Raw genomic sequence first — 14810 nt, forward strand, 5'->3', positions numbered from 1 at the left:
AATAAAATCATAATTAACTAAGAGTATTATGAGCTTCTTCAATAACTTTTGCAATTAATTCTTCTTCAATAGTGTCATTTATGTTATTTTTTAAATATATTAAATACTCGATATTTCCCGTAGCTCCAGTTATAGGAGAGTAAGTGAGGCCTGAAATCCCTAATCCAATTTCATTAGAAAACTCTGCCACAGTTTTTATTACATCAAAATGAATGTTTTTATCTCTAATTATTCCTTTCTTCCCTACTTTATCTTTTCCAGCTTCAAATTGTGGCTTTATTAATGCAATAATCTGTCCATCTTCACTTAATAAAGTTTTAGCTACAGGCAAAACCAAACGTAGAGAAATAAAAGATACATCAATAGATATAAAATCTATTTCTTCATTAATATCTTCTTTAGTCACATTTCTTATATTAGTTCTTTCCATGACTACTACTCTTGGATCGTTTCTTAGCTTCCAATCTAACTGTCCATAGCCTACGTCAACAGCAAAACTTTTAGATGCACCCTTCCTTAGCATACAGTCTGTAAATCCACCAGTAGAAGATCCTATATCCATGCAAACTTTGTTCTCCAATGCTAAATCAAATAATTCAACAGCTTTTTCTAATTTTAATCCTCCACGGCTTACATATATATTTGGATTTTCTTTAATGGTAATTTCTGCATCTTCATCTATTTTTTCTCCAGGTTTATCTATACGCTGATTTCCGATAAAGACTGAACCTTCCATTATAACTCTTTTACCCTTCTCTCGTGAATCTACTAAACCTTTTTCATAAAGAATTATATCTGCTCTTTTTTTCACTTATCATCTCTCCAAATTAATTACTTTTTATTTTTTATTTTATTAGGAAATATATCTATGCCTAAATGTTTCTCTATAAAGTTTAATATCTTAGCTATACCATAAATAATCTTTTCATAGTTGAGCAAAGCTATGGATTTACCAAATGCCTTGCCGCCTACAGTTAAAGAGGCTATTAAAGATGTTATAATTATACTAAGAATCGTTCCATCTATTAAGTTATATCTTGACATTAGTTTATATATTATTGTAGTACCTGCAGCACCAGATACTATACCGCAAATATCACCTATGACATCATTACAAAAATTAGATACTTGTCCTGCATTCCTTACAAGTTTTATACAAAATTTAGCTTCTTCCACTTTATTAGCTGCCATAGCATGAAAGGGCTTCTCCTCAGATGTAGTCACAGCTATGCCTATAATATCAAAAATAATACCTATTAACATTATTATCATTAAAACAATGAAAGCCATGAGAATATCTAAGTTATTTACTAAGTTTTCAGTAATTATAGATATAATACCAGACATGAAAAAAGTCCATATGGATATAAGTAAAACCCATTTCATATTATATCTATTGCTAAAGGCTTTCTCATCTTCCTTTTTATTCATATATTATTCCTCCACTTATTTATATAAATAATAAATTTATATATACAAAAAGCTGATAGCTATAAGCTATCAGCTTTAAGAGTGGTAGTAAATTGTGTAAATCTTACGGCTTTAGGTCCAGCAGGATTTCCCTAACAGAAACTGTCTGTCGCCATAACAGCGGTTTCCCTTTAATTCTATTACAATCTTGTCGCCAAAGATAGAACTGGATTGCCACTTAGTCCGCACTGTAATCCACAACTTACTTCTTTTGGAACAGTCTAGGAGTTTTCCTCTACAGCCATTCTATTCCTTAGCCTCTTTTGCAAAATAGGTTTCGATAACAGAATTTAAAATGTATCGGGCCCTTCAACAATTTAAATTGAACTTATCATCCGCCATACTTCACTCAAGGCAGGCTACTCTGCTATTTGTCCCAAGACATAGCAGGTTTATCACGATATTTTTATTATAAAATATCGTGTCTCCACGAGAGTAGGGTCAACGCCCGCATGCCATTGCAGATCGCCCCATCTCTCTTACTCCCAGCAACAGCCCACGACTGGGCGTCGCAAGCCGAAACAAGGAACTTCATCGATATGCCCTTCGACGGATTTTTAGCCCCGCCCTCTAGAATAGTTGTACTGACTAGAATACTGTACCACTCAAGCTAAAAATATTATAGCATAAATAATATTAAAATTCAATAAAGCCTATTTATTACGACTCATTAAGTCTCCAGTTAGAGCCACAAAAAAGTCAATCTTTCTATTGCTCAATTCTTTTAAAGAATCCATCGCTCTATTACTATATTCTTCAACTGCTATTTTTGCCCTATCTAAGTTATGGAATGATAAATAGGTTAATTTTTTTATACTTTTATCTTTATTTATATCTAAAATATCATCTCTAATTTGATACGCTAACCCAAGATTTAAACCAAAATTTCTCATAGCCTCTATTTCAATATCTGAGGCATCCCCAATAATAGCACCTGATACTAGAGCTGATCGAATTAAGGCAGCAGTCTTAGTCTCATACATAAATAAAAGTTTTTCCTCTGATGTAGTACTATGAGTGGCTAAAAGATCAACTACTTGTCCTCCAATCATACCATATATTCCTGAATACTTACTGATTTCTTTAAAAGCTCTAGTATATCTTTTATAGTCTTCTAAAGTTTTTGCATTTTTATCTATATGGTCTGCCATAGTTTCAAAAGCTAGATTTAAAAGACCATCACCTGCTAAAATTGCCATAGCTTCACCAAATACTTTATGACTAGTAGGTTTACCCCTTCTAAAATCATCATTATCCATTGATGGCAAATCATCATGTATTAAAGAATATGTATGTATCATTTCAATAGCCATTGCATAAGGCAATATTTCTTCTATATTATCTTTAAAAAGTTCATAGCTTTTAATAGCCATTATAGGTCTTAATCTTTTACCACCAGTAAATAAACTATAATCTATAGCTTCCACAATTCTTTTTTGATAAATATCTTTATCTTTAAGCTTATTTTTTAATTCTATATCGATTATAGAATTAACTCTTTTTAATTCACTATTTAAATCCAAGTCTATCCCTCCATAGGGAATTCAATATCTAACATATTGCCTTCCTTATCTTCTAGTAAAATCTTTAATTCTCCTTCTGCCTTATATAATAAATTATTACAGTAATTGTATAATTCTATACCTTTTTTAAACTTATCTATAGATTCATCTAAGGTATTACCATCATCTTCCAACTGCTCTAAGATGGATTCTAGTTTTATAATAGCCTCTTCATAAGTTAATTCTTTATTCTTCATCTACTAGTCCTCCTTTATCAATGGCTTTTACTATTGTACTTATTCTTCCATCCTTTAGTAATATATTGATTTCCTCGTCTAATATGGCATCTTCAATAGATTTAATAAGTTTTCCCTCTTTATCCATTAAAATCCCATATCCCCTACCTAAGGCAAGTAATGGGTTTAATATATCTAGGTTATTTTTCAAGGCTGATAATTGGTTTTTTCTATTAATAAAATCCTTTTCCATTAGATAATTTAAATCCTTAAACAGATTATCTATCTCTTGTCTTTTATCTCTTAATTGATTTACAGGATTAAAAAACTTTAAATTTCTATTTAGATAATCTATTCTTACTTTATGTTGTCCTAGAATTTGAAAAACACTTTTGATCAGTCTATTATATTTGTTTTCTAATTCACTTTTTATATTATATATATTAGGTACTGCAAGTTCAGCAGCAGCTGAAGGTGTAGGAGCTCTTAAATCTGCAACAAAATCTGCTATGGTAAAGTCTGTTTCATGACCTATAGCAGATATAATTGGAGTATTGAGGTTATATATAGTTCTAGCCACATCTTCATCATTAAAGGCAAATAACTCTTCTATAGACCCACCACCCCTGCCAGTAATTATCAGATCTACATCTTCTCTACTATCTAAATAATTAAGCCCTTTACATATTTCCTTAGGAGCCTGTGTCCCTTGGACTAAAGACGGATATATGAGTATATTGCAAGGAGGAAATCTTCTTCTAATTACTGTAATAATATCTTTAATGGCAGCACCAGTAGCCGATGTTACTATACCTATTTTTTTAGGCATAGTAGGTATAGGTTTTTTATTAGTTTCTGAGAACAATCCTTCAGATTCTAATTTCTTTTTTAGTTCTTCAAAAGCTCTATAAAGGTCTCCTAAACCACTTTCCTTAATATGTCTAATATAAAATTGATAATCTCCCTCTTTTTCATATAGGGAGATATATCCTGTTGCTATTATCTTCATACCTTCTTCTAAATTAAACTTTAAACTCTCATTATCACTTCTAAACATGACTGATTTAATTTTTCCCTTTTCATCTTTAAGATTGAAATACATATGTCCACTATAATGATGTTTGAAGTTAGAAACCTCTCCTTCAATACTTAAAGAAGATAAAATCATATCAGATAAAAATAATCTTTTAATATAGCTATTAACTTCACTTACCCTTAGGGGTCTTATATCCATAGCTTACCTCCTAAGTATTATTCTTTATTAATGGAACGAACTAGTCCTCCTAGGACTCCGTTAATAAACTTGAAGGATTCATCGGTACTGTATTTTTTCACGATTTCAATGGCTTCATTGATGGATACTTGAACAGGAATATCTTTTCTATATATAATCTCATATACTGCTATTCTTAAAACTGCCAAATCAACTTTAGCTATTCTATTAATATTCCAGCCCTCCAAATGTTTTTCAATATAAGTATCAATGGAGTCCATATTTTCCTTTATTTGATTTATAGCGTCTAATATATATTCTTTTTCTAATTCATCAAAGGTATATTCAGTAAAGTAAACATCCATTGCTTCATCAGAAAAATCTTCATTTACTGCCATTTGATAAAGTAGTTTCATAGTTCCTTCTCTTGCTTGTTTTCTTCCCATCGTTTCCTCCTAATTAATCAAAACTCTAATATTAACTTCTACCACCTAGAGGAAGTATTTTTTCTAGAATTTCCCTAAAGTCTATTTTTTTATATGATTTACTTCCTAGAATATATCCTATACAAGTACATAGGAAAATAAACAAGGTTTTTAAAAAACCAATAATAAGAATTAAAACAGCCACTAAGAATCCTACCAATGCTCCAAAAAATTTCCCTCGATTATTATTAATAGACTCTAGAAGTTCTCTTAATATTTGTTTAATCATATCACACCTCATTCTTATCTTACTACTCTAGTAGGTACTGATACATTATTTGTTTTCACATTTATTTCGCTTACTTGCGCTCCTGTTGCGTTTTCAATATATTCCTTAACTACAGATTGTAGTTCCTTAGTTACTTCTGGAATACTAACGCCAGGTGACACGTCTCCTGTAAGGTTGATTCCAACTTGTCCTTCCATAAGTCTTACGTCAATTTTAATATTGCTTATACCTGAGAATTTCTCTACTGCAGTTTGTACTAAAGAAACAATAGTATTGGAATAAATCATTATCTCTCCAAAATCATTTCTTGTAATTAAATATGAACCTCCTCTTACTTCATCACCTTTTCTAGAAAATCCTGAAAAGATAATTCTTATACTAGCAATAAATAAAAGAATTCCGGCCAGAGTATAATAATAGTTTCTGTTCATATTCACAATAAAATAACTTATATTTTGAATTGACAAAAAACCATTTACATTGAATGGAATCATAATTAGAAATACAGACAACGCCAGTATAATTAAAGAAAATAAAGCAATAATTAACCTATCAAGTATCTTCATTGGTATCTCCTTTCTAGTATTTAAAATTACCCTCTGATTATCAGAGGGTAAAATACTACTTTACTCTTGGTTCTGTTTCTACCTTCGACTCCCTTGGAATATTTACACCTAAAATATTTACATTTACTTCTATGATGTTTAATCCAGTCATAGTTTCTAATGTACTTTTAACATTTTCTTGTACCTTCTTACCAAGTTCTGAAATATTTGAGCCATATTCCACAATGATATATAAATCTATAGCCGCTTCCTGATCTCCAACTTCTACTTTAACGCCCTTAGATAAATTCTTCATTCCTAACATTTCAGTAATGCCGCCAGTAATACCACCACTCATACCTGCTACACCTTCTACCTCAGTGGCTGCTATTCCAGCAATAATGGCAACTACATCATCTGCAATTTTTACTGTTCCATGTTCAATATCTTCATTATTTGAAAACTCGTTCAAAACAAACACCTCCATTGCTACTATAAGTTCTTAAAGCTATTATATCAAAGGATTATCCTATTTACAAACATTTCCTATTGCTTTTTCATTATTTTGATATTATTGGCATCATATTCTGTTTCCGACTTAACTATGTCTAAGATTTTTACCATGTCTTGTTCACTTAGTTCATCTTTTGATACAACGATTTTAATATCTTTATCTGTCAAAAATACTATTGCATCTTCGAATCCCTTACTCTTTATTAACCCTTCAATTTGAAGCTCTTGTTCTGAGTTGTTTCCTAACTTCATTATTTCTTTTTGTGCATCTGTTCTTACATCTTCTGCCGTACTTCCATTATTTACAATTTGATCTAATCTATCTACTAAAGTAGCTCTTAATTTATCTCTAGATAGTCTATATTCAACAAAATAGTTTTTAACCCCTTTACCGCCCTCCGTATACATTGTTTCCAGTGCTTCACTTTCATCACTCTTAGCTGAATCTATTACATCTACATTTTCACCTGATACTTCAGTTGAGTCAACTATATCTAAATTTTCCGAATCCACTTCTGTTATATCTTCTTCTATGTTATTTTTTTTATTCATTTTAGCCATTTCTGCCAATTCATGATTCTGATAATCTCTTGAAGATTTAAGTTGAGCCTGTTGTGTCAATTGATGATGTAAATATCCTGTGAATACTAATAGTACTACTAATAAACCAATAATCGCTGGTCTTTTAATTTTAAACATAATTATTCCCCCTTATTTACTTGAGTATACTTGAACTTTATTTCCCTTTATTCCTAACACAGTCTTTACAGCTTCATATAGCATCTCTTTTAATACAGGATCATCTGCTCCCTCTGCAACTACAATAACACCTTGTACAGTAGGTTTTATTTCTTTTACTACTAATAGTGATCCATCGCCACCCCTAGTCATTACCTGAGTAGTCACATCTTCCCTGTGTATCTCCCTCGTCCCTCCTTCTGAATCATTCTCTAGAGTTTCTTCTTTAGTCTTTGTTGTATTTGTAGCGGTGACTTTTTCTACGCTATTTTCTAAAGTTACCATGACATTTACTTTGCCTACTCCATTTAATTTAGTAAGAATATTAGTTAATTTTTTTTCTAAATAATAGCTATAATCTTCTTCTGATTCATTTTTAGATACCTCCCTAGTATTTTCTTTTGGATTTTCCATATCTTCCTCTTTTGGACCTAAAAAATTATTGGTTACAATTAAAAATATGACAGATACCAGTAGTATTATGAATAAATTGTTAATAAATTTTTTATTATTATTTTTTTCTAGATATTCCTTTATCTTATTAAGAATTTCTTTCATCCTATTCACCCTATTCACCCTTCCTCTTTTCATTAATTCTTATATTTATCTTGTCCTTATCTACTGAATAACTGTTTCCTATTAATTCTTTTAAGCTTTCAAAACTATCTTCTGATATTTCCTCATGTTCTTGGTTTTTATTTATCTCAACTGGAACCACGTTATCTATGGAAATCTTATTCTTAGCCCCGTCTTCTTCATTTCCTAGAAGAATATTTAGATAATCTATTTCCCCATAGCGTTCTTCAGTATTTAGTATTTCAACTTCAATATCTAGAACTTTATAATCTGTATTATCCTCAATTAGATTTGTAACTTCTCTGCCTAATTTTTCTTTATACACCTTTTCTATTTGCTTTTCTTGTTCAGCATAGAAGTTATTTTTAGACTCTCCCTGTGAATTACTTGATCGTGAATAATTAAATACTGCCTTATCTAAATTGAAATCCATTTTAATTAACTTTGCAAAAGGGCTGACTATGGTAAATATAATGAGTAAGCCTATTACCATATTGACATACTTTTTCATATTCCCCTTAGGCATTACAAGTTCTGCGATTGAAATAAGTATAAAAAGTATTACAATATCCTTTAGCCAAGAGGATAAAAAACTTATAACATTCATCCCTTCACCTACCTTAACATTAGTAAACTATTGCCTGCTTCAACGATAATAGTTATAGTAATAAAAAACATTGTTCCTGTAGAAATTAAACTAATTAAAAGAAGTAGTAGAGACTTTCCTACTTGGTTGAAAAACTCAACTAAATTTGGTGAACTAATGGGCTGTATAACAACTGTAATTATTTTGTAAGTAAATAAAAGCACTATGATCTTAATTACAGGCAATATACATATAAACAATAGAACTAAAAGTCCAATAAATCCAAGTCCATTTTTAAGAATCGCAGAACAGCCTACTACTGCGTCAACAGCATCTGATAAAAATCCTCCTACTATGGGGATAAATTTATCTATGGCGAACTTCGCTGTCCTTATGGTTATTCCATCTATCTTAGTGCCTAATCCATATATAGTAATCATTCCTATAAATAAAGTTAAGGCACCAGTTATTATTAAAGTGATTACTTGTCTACCTAGTTCAGATAATTTACTAAATTCTGCCCTACTAGATATATTACTTATTATGCTTATGATGAATGAAAAGAATATTAGAGGCAGAATTATAGTCTTTATTAAAATACCAATAAAGTTCACCGTCATCACTATCATAGGATGAAAAAGTATCTTTGTATTAGGTCCAGAAGCAGCCGTAAGTAATGTAAGTAATACTGGAAGAATAGCTTGCATAAATCCAACCATCTTATCAATAGTACTCTTGGCCAAATCCATTATCTGATTAAAACTGCTTATTACTAAAATTGCTATTAAGACATAAGATATATAATTAGCTAGCTCGGCGACAGAAGCATTTTCAAAGGTAGACTGAAGGTTTGTAAGAATTGAAGAGATAAGGGTAATGACTAAGATTTTAGCTAATAATATTAAGGAAGTCCTCAATTCTTTAAAAAATATTTGATAAAGACTTTTTCCAATATCTTTAAAGCTTAATGATACATCTCCTTTTACTAAATTTAGTAGAAATTCCCTTGTATTGAATTGTGGTAATATTTCATTTTCTATTATTGTATCTTCTACTATCTTTTCTAGGTCACCGATATTTAAAGCATCTATTTGCTCATCCATAATAAATAAATCTAAATCCTCTGCATATACATTGCTTCCAAACATTATCAAATATATAATAAATAAAATATAAATTTTTTTCATAAGTTTCACCTTTTAAGGAAGTATTTTTATAATCAATTCCATCAGCGCCAGGAGAATTGGTATGGCCAAAACCATAATCATTACTTTGCCACCTAATTCTATCTTCATGGCTATACCTTCTTCTCCTGCATCTCTAGAAATCTGTGCTCCAAACTCTACTATATATGCCATTCCAATTATTCTAAGAATTGTAGAAAAATATGCAAATTCTATATTTACCCTTCTAGCTAAGGTGTTTAGAGTTTCTATTACGTAGGATAGTTCACCTAAGATCATAGTAAATATAATTACACCAGTTATTAAGCTTATATATAGGGCAAATTCTGACTTTGCATTCTTTAATATTACTATTGCAATAGTAGATACTATTCCAATACCAACTACCTTTAAAATATCCATAGTAATTCTCCTTACTATAATCTAAATAATATCTTTAAATTATCAAAAAGTTTACTGACTAAATTGACCACCGTACCAAAGGCAAATACTAACCCTACTAAGGTTACAATATATGCATATTCTTCTTTACCGAACTTATCAAGTAAAGTATGTATTATGGCCACTAAAATCCCCAATCCTGCTATTTTAAAAATTAAATCCACATCCATAACTATCCTCCTCTATATCAGTAAAATTATTATTGCTACACCAGTTATAACTCCTAGATTTCTATATAATTTTGCATTTTTATTTCTTTCTTCCCTTGCCTCAAATATTTGGGCAGATATTTGGTTTGATACTAATATAAAGTTTTTCTGTTGATCAACCCTATCAGATGTTCCCAAAACTCTACCTAAAGATAGAAAGGTTTCAACATCCTCCTTCTTAAAATTAAGATTATTATATAAATTGCCTTCAACAGATAAAAAGCTATCATATACTCCTCCTCTCTTGTTATTAACTAAATCTTCTTTAATTTCTTCAAATATATAAGACACCTTTTCTTTTCCCTTTCTGTGAACATTGGATAAAGCCTCTGGAAGTGGAGTCAATCCATATACCACCTCAGTTTCCAAAATCTTAATACATTGTTCTAAAGTTATTAGATTTTCCAGTCTCGATGAGAAACTCTTTCCATAGAGATATCCTATGGTACTACAAGTTAGAAATACCAATAATAATAATGTTAATTTAAGCACTCCCATTTAAATCACCCTCTCTAAAAAGAATAGGTTTGTAACTATATCCATCTATTAGCTCCTTTATAGTTCCAACACCTTCAGATCTATCAAGTATAATGAACCGTTCAAATATATTTTCCCTAAATAATTCCCTCATACTAGATTTATTCCTTACTTCTTCTAAGGTTCCTCCATGGACAGTGGCCATAAGCTTTATTCCTGCCCTTAATGCTTCATGTATTGCCTCTACATCCTTCTTGCCACCTATTTCATCAACGGCTATTATATCTGGCGATAAGGCCCTTATAGCCATTATAATACCGTCTGATTTTAAGCATCCATCTAATATATCTGTCCTAATCCCTACATCTTTTTGAGCTATTCCATTATACATTCCTGCTAACTCTGATCTTTCATCTACAAGACTTACTTTAAACCCTTTAGAATTTCCCACTACTCCATTACTTAAATTTCTAACTATATCTCTTAGTAGGGTTGTCTTACCACATTGTGGTGGAGATATAATTAAAGTATTATAAAAGTTATTAGAATCTTTAGTTATATATGGAAGTACATTATCTGAAACTCCAAGGACTTCTCTACCTATTCTTATATTTAAGGATGAAATATTTTTTATATTTTCAACTCCATTTAGTCCATAAACAATTTTTCCGCCAATTCCAACTCTATGGCCTCCTCTAATGGTTATATAACCATTTTTTATTTCCTCCGTATATGCGTATACAGAATAATTGCTTATAATCTGGAAGGTGTCTATAATATGCTTTTGATTAACTATTACAGCATTAGATGGAATAGAGGTCAAACTGCCATTTATAGCTACAAAAAAATCTTTTCCCCCAGATGAAATACTTAATGGTCTGCCATTTCTCATTCTTATTTCCTCTGTCCTTAATTTATGGCTATGGGGTATTTTCATCAGGATTTCATTTAATTCATCACTTAAGTTTTCAATTACAGAGTCATATATTTTTGAATTATTTAACACAACCTGTCCCTCCCTTATATCAATTCTATGATGGTACAAACCATATATGACAAAAATAAAAAAGTCCTAAAGCTTTTTTAGCTTTAGGACCTTTTTTATTTTTATTATTCTTCCTCGATTTCTCCATCACAATGACAACAACAATCATCATCTTCACAAAAATCATCAAAATCAAACTCATCGTCATCATAATAGTAATCATCATCTTCATCGTCTTCGCCATAGATATCATCTTCAACATCTGCTAAATCTTCATCTATGAATGTTACATATTCTTCTAAATCCTCTTGATTTTCAATAGTCTCATCTAGTACATCTGCAAACTCTTCTAATGTATCTACTATATGAAGAAGTAGTTTTCCTTCTTTAGAGCTTTCATCAATACCTAGACCATCAGCTAAACCTCTTAAATAAGATACTTTTTGAATTAAATAATCCATTTTTTTATCCCTCCGTAATTTATATATTTTAAAACATTATTGCCTATTTCCTTGATAAATAATCACCAGTTCTAGTATCTATCTTTACTATGTCTCCTATATTTACAAATAAAGGAACTTGTATAGTTGCACCAGTCTCAACAGTAGCTGGCTTAGTTGCACCTGAAGCAGTATCTCCTTTTACACCTGGCTCAGTAGAAGTAACTTCTAATTCAACAAAGTTTGGTGGTAATACCTCAAAAGCTTTACCATGGAAAAATCTAATCGTAGCATTGTCATTTTCTTTTAAGTATACCATTGCATCTTCTACAGCTTCCTTGTCTAATGGAAGTTGTTCATAGGTGTCAGTATCCATAAAGTAAAATAATTCACCATCATTATATAAGTATTGCATCTCCTTAGTTTCAATTTGAGCCTTTGGAAACTTTTCTGTTGGATTAAAAGTAACATCTTTAGTTCCGCCAGACATTACAGATCTTATCTTTGTCCTAACAAAAGCTGCTCCTTTTCCAGGTTTAACGTGTTGGAAATCAACTATTTGAAAGACATCTCCATCCATTTCAAATGTAACACCTTTTCTAAAATCACCTGCTGATATCATATTTTTACCCTCCTTCAATTTACTTATTCAATAATTTTAAAGCATCTATAGCTACTAAATAACCATTATATCCTAGACCTGAAATTTGCCCCGTACATACAGGTACAATTACAGATTCTTTTCTAAAACTTTCTCTTTTATAAATATTAGATAAATGAACTTCTATAACAGGTATATCTAAGATTTCTATGGCATCTCTAATAGCTATACTATAATGTGTAAAGGCAGCTGGATTAATAATAAGTCCTTTATAGTCCTTATTTAGGATATCCTGGATTTTGTCCACAATCTGTCCTTCATGGTTTGATTGAAATATTTCAACTTCCATATCTAAACGGGCAGCCTTATCTTTAATAAGATTATTAATTTCTTCCAAAGTTTTTTCCCCATATATAGAGTTATTTCTTTTTTCTAAAAGATTTAAATTTGGACCATGGATAATAAGTACTTTCATTAGAAATCTCCTCTACTTTCCATCTTATTATATCAGCCTCTATTATTTACCTCAAGAGTTAATTTTAACACATCTTTCCGATATTTCATAGATAATTAAATCTATTGATTTATTATCTACACAAATTGTGAAATCTGCAAGAGATTTATAAATCTCTTTTCTATTTTCATATAAGTTATTTACTCTTTCATAAATATCTTCTTGGCTGTTTAATAAAGGTCTAACTGTGGTAGATTTTTTTATATTATTGATTATGTTATCTATTGAAGACTCTAAAAGTATTATTATTCCATTCTCCCTTAATTTAATTATATTATTATTTAATACCATACCTCCACCTGTAGATATTATTATATTTTCTCTTTCATATAATTCATCTATGGTATTAGACTCTAATCTTCTAAAATATTCTTCTCCATATAAAGAAAAAATATCTTCGATTTTCAATTTTTCTTTTTTCTCAATAAAAATATCAGTATCTAAAAATTCCATTCCCAATTTCATAGATAAACTTTTTCCTACTGTTGTTTTTCCCGAACCACTCATACCAATTAATATAATGTTTCTCAAAGGAATCACCTATGTATGTTGAGGGTTTTTCCCTACAATTTCAATTGCTTTTGTTACTGTAGTTAGTATATCTGTATTAAACTGAGAATTAAAATTATTTGCCTTAGCATATACATATCCTATATGGGTAACAACATATTTTGGTTTTAAATTATTTAATGCAATTGCAGCCATATCTAACTTACACTTATCACAATAGCATATATCAGGTATATCGTCTCCCATCTTTTCTATAACATTTAATACTTCATCTTCCATTAAGTTGTGAAGTTTCATTTTATTACCTCCTTAGCTAATTACCCTTTATTATAATTATATTTGGATCTAAAAAACCAGGTACATAAGTCCCATATTTATAAATATTTTCCCTATTATAAACTATATCCATATTTTCTATAAAATTATGATTAGCTAAGTTATCAGTAATCATTATTCCCTTTATTTTAGGTTTTATAATAGGATCAACCTTTATTTCTCCATTTTTTACTATTATTACTCCTTTAAATTCAAAATCACTAGATATGGTTATATCTCCTTCTACATATATAACTCCTGAAAGACTTATGGTGCCTTTATTTCCATTAGTGTTTTGAATCAAAAGATTTACCGATTCTTCCTTTGCATGTCTTAATATCATAATTATAGATTTATTAGTAAATCTTTCAACATATGGTTCTGTCATATTTTCTCTAAAAGAAGATACCTGAAAAATATTATTATCTATCTTCTCTAAAATAATATTATTAAAATTTGATAAATCTACTCCATATATAGTGCTGGGTCTATTATCATTTATATTAATATTTTTTCCTATATCTATCAATAGATTTTCTAAATCTTCTCCATGGAAATCATCTATTAAAATTCTATCTAAAACAGGTATCTCCAAATCAAATAGTTCATTTACTATATTTAAGTAAGAAGTTGTAGTGCTTTTCAGACCATTAAAATCACTTTCTGAAATAAGTTTAAGCTGTTTTCTATTATCATTGTCTATCATATCTACTTTAACAGTAGATTTATTATCTCCAAGGATTAAATCTTCCTTTGATATTTTAATATAAGTTAGAGGAGTTGTAATAGGAAAACTTCTAAAATACTTAAAAATCATAGGCAGCAACTGTTCTTTATAATATTTATCTTCATTAAGCACCATATGTATTTTCCCTTCTGATAAATAATAAGCTTGAATATTGTTTTTTGTTGAATTTAGAATAAGATATTCATATCTAGTAGTACTTTCAAAGTATAATATCATAATCATAAGTACAGACATTATAATTAAAGCAATAATAGATATAAACCCCCTTCGTTTATTCGTATTTCCTCTCATTA

Annotated in this window: 23 protein-coding genes; all 23 read right to left on the reverse strand. The window is 30.0% G+C overall.

Annotation, left to right across the window (positions count from 1 at the left end):
- Nucleotides 1-13: 13 nt before the first annotated feature.
- Entirely contained in the window at nucleotides 14-811 is a 798-nt protein-coding gene (locus RBU61_RS09620; protein ID WP_308879631.1) for a TlyA family RNA methyltransferase, read from the reverse strand.
- Nucleotides 812-831: 20 nt separating this feature from the next.
- Nucleotides 832-1431 (reverse strand): hypothetical protein, encoded by a 600-nt coding sequence (locus tag RBU61_RS09625; protein ID WP_308879633.1) that lies wholly within the window; start codon nucleotides 1429-1431, stop codon nucleotides 832-834.
- Between the two features lie 692 nt (nucleotides 1432-2123).
- Nucleotides 2124-2993: a polyprenyl synthetase family protein gene (locus tag RBU61_RS09630; RefSeq protein ID WP_308879635.1), complete on the reverse strand. Its 870-nt coding sequence runs from the start codon at nucleotides 2991-2993 to the stop codon at nucleotides 2124-2126.
- Between the two features lie 2 nt (nucleotides 2994-2995).
- On the reverse strand, nucleotides 2996-3229 hold the full coding sequence (gene xseB / locus RBU61_RS09635; RefSeq protein WP_308879636.1) for an exodeoxyribonuclease VII small subunit: 234 nt from the start codon (nucleotides 3227-3229) through the stop codon (nucleotides 2996-2998).
- Entirely contained in the window at nucleotides 3219-4442 is a 1224-nt protein-coding gene (gene xseA, locus RBU61_RS09640; protein ID WP_308879638.1) for an exodeoxyribonuclease VII large subunit, read from the reverse strand. The genes xseB and xseA overlap by 11 nt, the downstream gene beginning before the upstream one ends.
- A 17-nt stretch (nucleotides 4443-4459) precedes the next feature.
- Complete coding sequence (gene nusB / locus RBU61_RS09645; RefSeq protein ID WP_308879640.1) at nucleotides 4460-4867, reverse strand: transcription antitermination factor NusB; 408 nt, start codon at nucleotides 4865-4867, stop codon at nucleotides 4460-4462.
- Nucleotides 4868-4898: 31 nt separating this feature from the next.
- Complete coding sequence (locus RBU61_RS09650) at nucleotides 4899-5135, reverse strand: DUF2273 domain-containing protein (protein WP_308879642.1); 237 nt, start codon at nucleotides 5133-5135, stop codon at nucleotides 4899-4901.
- A gap of 14 nt (nucleotides 5136-5149) precedes the next feature.
- Nucleotides 5150-5701, reverse strand: a complete 552-nt coding sequence (gene amaP, locus RBU61_RS09655; protein ID WP_308879643.1) for an alkaline shock response membrane anchor protein AmaP — start codon at nucleotides 5699-5701, stop codon at nucleotides 5150-5152.
- A gap of 55 nt (nucleotides 5702-5756) precedes the next feature.
- Nucleotides 5757-6152, reverse strand: a complete 396-nt coding sequence (locus tag RBU61_RS09660) for an Asp23/Gls24 family envelope stress response protein (protein WP_308879647.1) — start codon at nucleotides 6150-6152, stop codon at nucleotides 5757-5759.
- Nucleotides 6153-6226: 74 nt separating this feature from the next.
- A complete protein-coding gene (locus RBU61_RS09665) occupies nucleotides 6227-6892 on the reverse strand; it encodes a SpoIIIAH-like family protein (RefSeq protein ID WP_308879651.1) in 666 nt (221 codons plus the stop codon).
- A 12-nt stretch (nucleotides 6893-6904) separates the two neighbouring features.
- The gene (locus RBU61_RS09670; protein ID WP_308879654.1) at nucleotides 6905-7489 is read right to left on the reverse strand and encodes a sporulation stage III protein AG; all 585 of its coding nucleotides are present in this window, start codon (nucleotides 7487-7489) and stop codon (nucleotides 6905-6907) included.
- Nucleotides 7490-7499: 10 nt separating this feature from the next.
- Entirely contained in the window at nucleotides 7500-8114 is a 615-nt protein-coding gene (spoIIIAF, locus tag RBU61_RS09675; protein ID WP_308879658.1) for a stage III sporulation protein AF, read from the reverse strand.
- 8 nt (nucleotides 8115-8122) lie between these two features.
- Nucleotides 8123-9280: a stage III sporulation protein AE gene (gene spoIIIAE / locus RBU61_RS09680; protein ID WP_308879660.1), complete on the reverse strand. Its 1158-nt coding sequence runs from the start codon at nucleotides 9278-9280 to the stop codon at nucleotides 8123-8125.
- Nucleotides 9281-9292: 12 nt separating this feature from the next.
- Complete coding sequence (gene spoIIIAD, locus RBU61_RS09685; protein ID WP_308879663.1) at nucleotides 9293-9679, reverse strand: stage III sporulation protein AD; 387 nt, start codon at nucleotides 9677-9679, stop codon at nucleotides 9293-9295.
- A 14-nt stretch (nucleotides 9680-9693) separates the two neighbouring features.
- Nucleotides 9694-9888, reverse strand: coding sequence for a stage III sporulation protein AC (spoIIIAC, locus tag RBU61_RS09690; protein WP_308879666.1), 195 nt, complete (start codon nucleotides 9886-9888; stop codon nucleotides 9694-9696).
- A 12-nt stretch (nucleotides 9889-9900) separates the two neighbouring features.
- Nucleotides 9901-10425, reverse strand: coding sequence for a stage III sporulation protein AB (locus RBU61_RS09695; RefSeq protein ID WP_308879669.1), 525 nt, complete (start codon nucleotides 10423-10425; stop codon nucleotides 9901-9903).
- Nucleotides 10412-11410 (reverse strand): stage III sporulation protein AA, encoded by a 999-nt coding sequence (spoIIIAA, locus tag RBU61_RS09700; RefSeq protein ID WP_308879672.1) that lies wholly within the window; start codon nucleotides 11408-11410, stop codon nucleotides 10412-10414. Before spoIIIAA ends, RBU61_RS09695 begins: the two co-directional genes overlap by 14 nt.
- 104 nt (nucleotides 11411-11514) lie before the next feature.
- Nucleotides 11515-11850, reverse strand: coding sequence for a CD1247 N-terminal domain-containing protein (locus RBU61_RS09705; RefSeq protein ID WP_308879675.1), 336 nt, complete (start codon nucleotides 11848-11850; stop codon nucleotides 11515-11517).
- A gap of 43 nt (nucleotides 11851-11893) precedes the next feature.
- Nucleotides 11894-12451, reverse strand: coding sequence for an elongation factor P (gene efp / locus RBU61_RS09710; RefSeq protein WP_308879678.1), 558 nt, complete (start codon nucleotides 12449-12451; stop codon nucleotides 11894-11896).
- 19 nt (nucleotides 12452-12470) lie between these two features.
- Nucleotides 12471-12905: a type II 3-dehydroquinate dehydratase gene (aroQ, locus tag RBU61_RS09715; protein ID WP_308879681.1), complete on the reverse strand. Its 435-nt coding sequence runs from the start codon at nucleotides 12903-12905 to the stop codon at nucleotides 12471-12473.
- Nucleotides 12906-12956: 51 nt separating this feature from the next.
- Nucleotides 12957-13475: a shikimate kinase gene (locus RBU61_RS09720; protein ID WP_308879684.1), complete on the reverse strand. Its 519-nt coding sequence runs from the start codon at nucleotides 13473-13475 to the stop codon at nucleotides 12957-12959.
- Nucleotides 13476-13484: 9 nt separating this feature from the next.
- Nucleotides 13485-13751 (reverse strand): late competence development ComFB family protein, encoded by a 267-nt coding sequence (locus tag RBU61_RS09725; RefSeq protein WP_308879685.1) that lies wholly within the window; start codon nucleotides 13749-13751, stop codon nucleotides 13485-13487.
- Between the two features lie 16 nt (nucleotides 13752-13767).
- Nucleotides 13768-14808: a hypothetical protein gene (locus RBU61_RS09730; RefSeq protein WP_308879687.1), complete on the reverse strand. Its 1041-nt coding sequence runs from the start codon at nucleotides 14806-14808 to the stop codon at nucleotides 13768-13770.
- Nucleotides 14809-14810: the final 2 nt, after the last annotated feature.

Origin of the sequence: Tissierella sp. MB52-C2 (assembly GCF_030931715.1) — a bacterium.
Taxonomy (GTDB): Bacteria; Bacillota; Clostridia; order Tissierellales; family Tissierellaceae; genus Tissierella.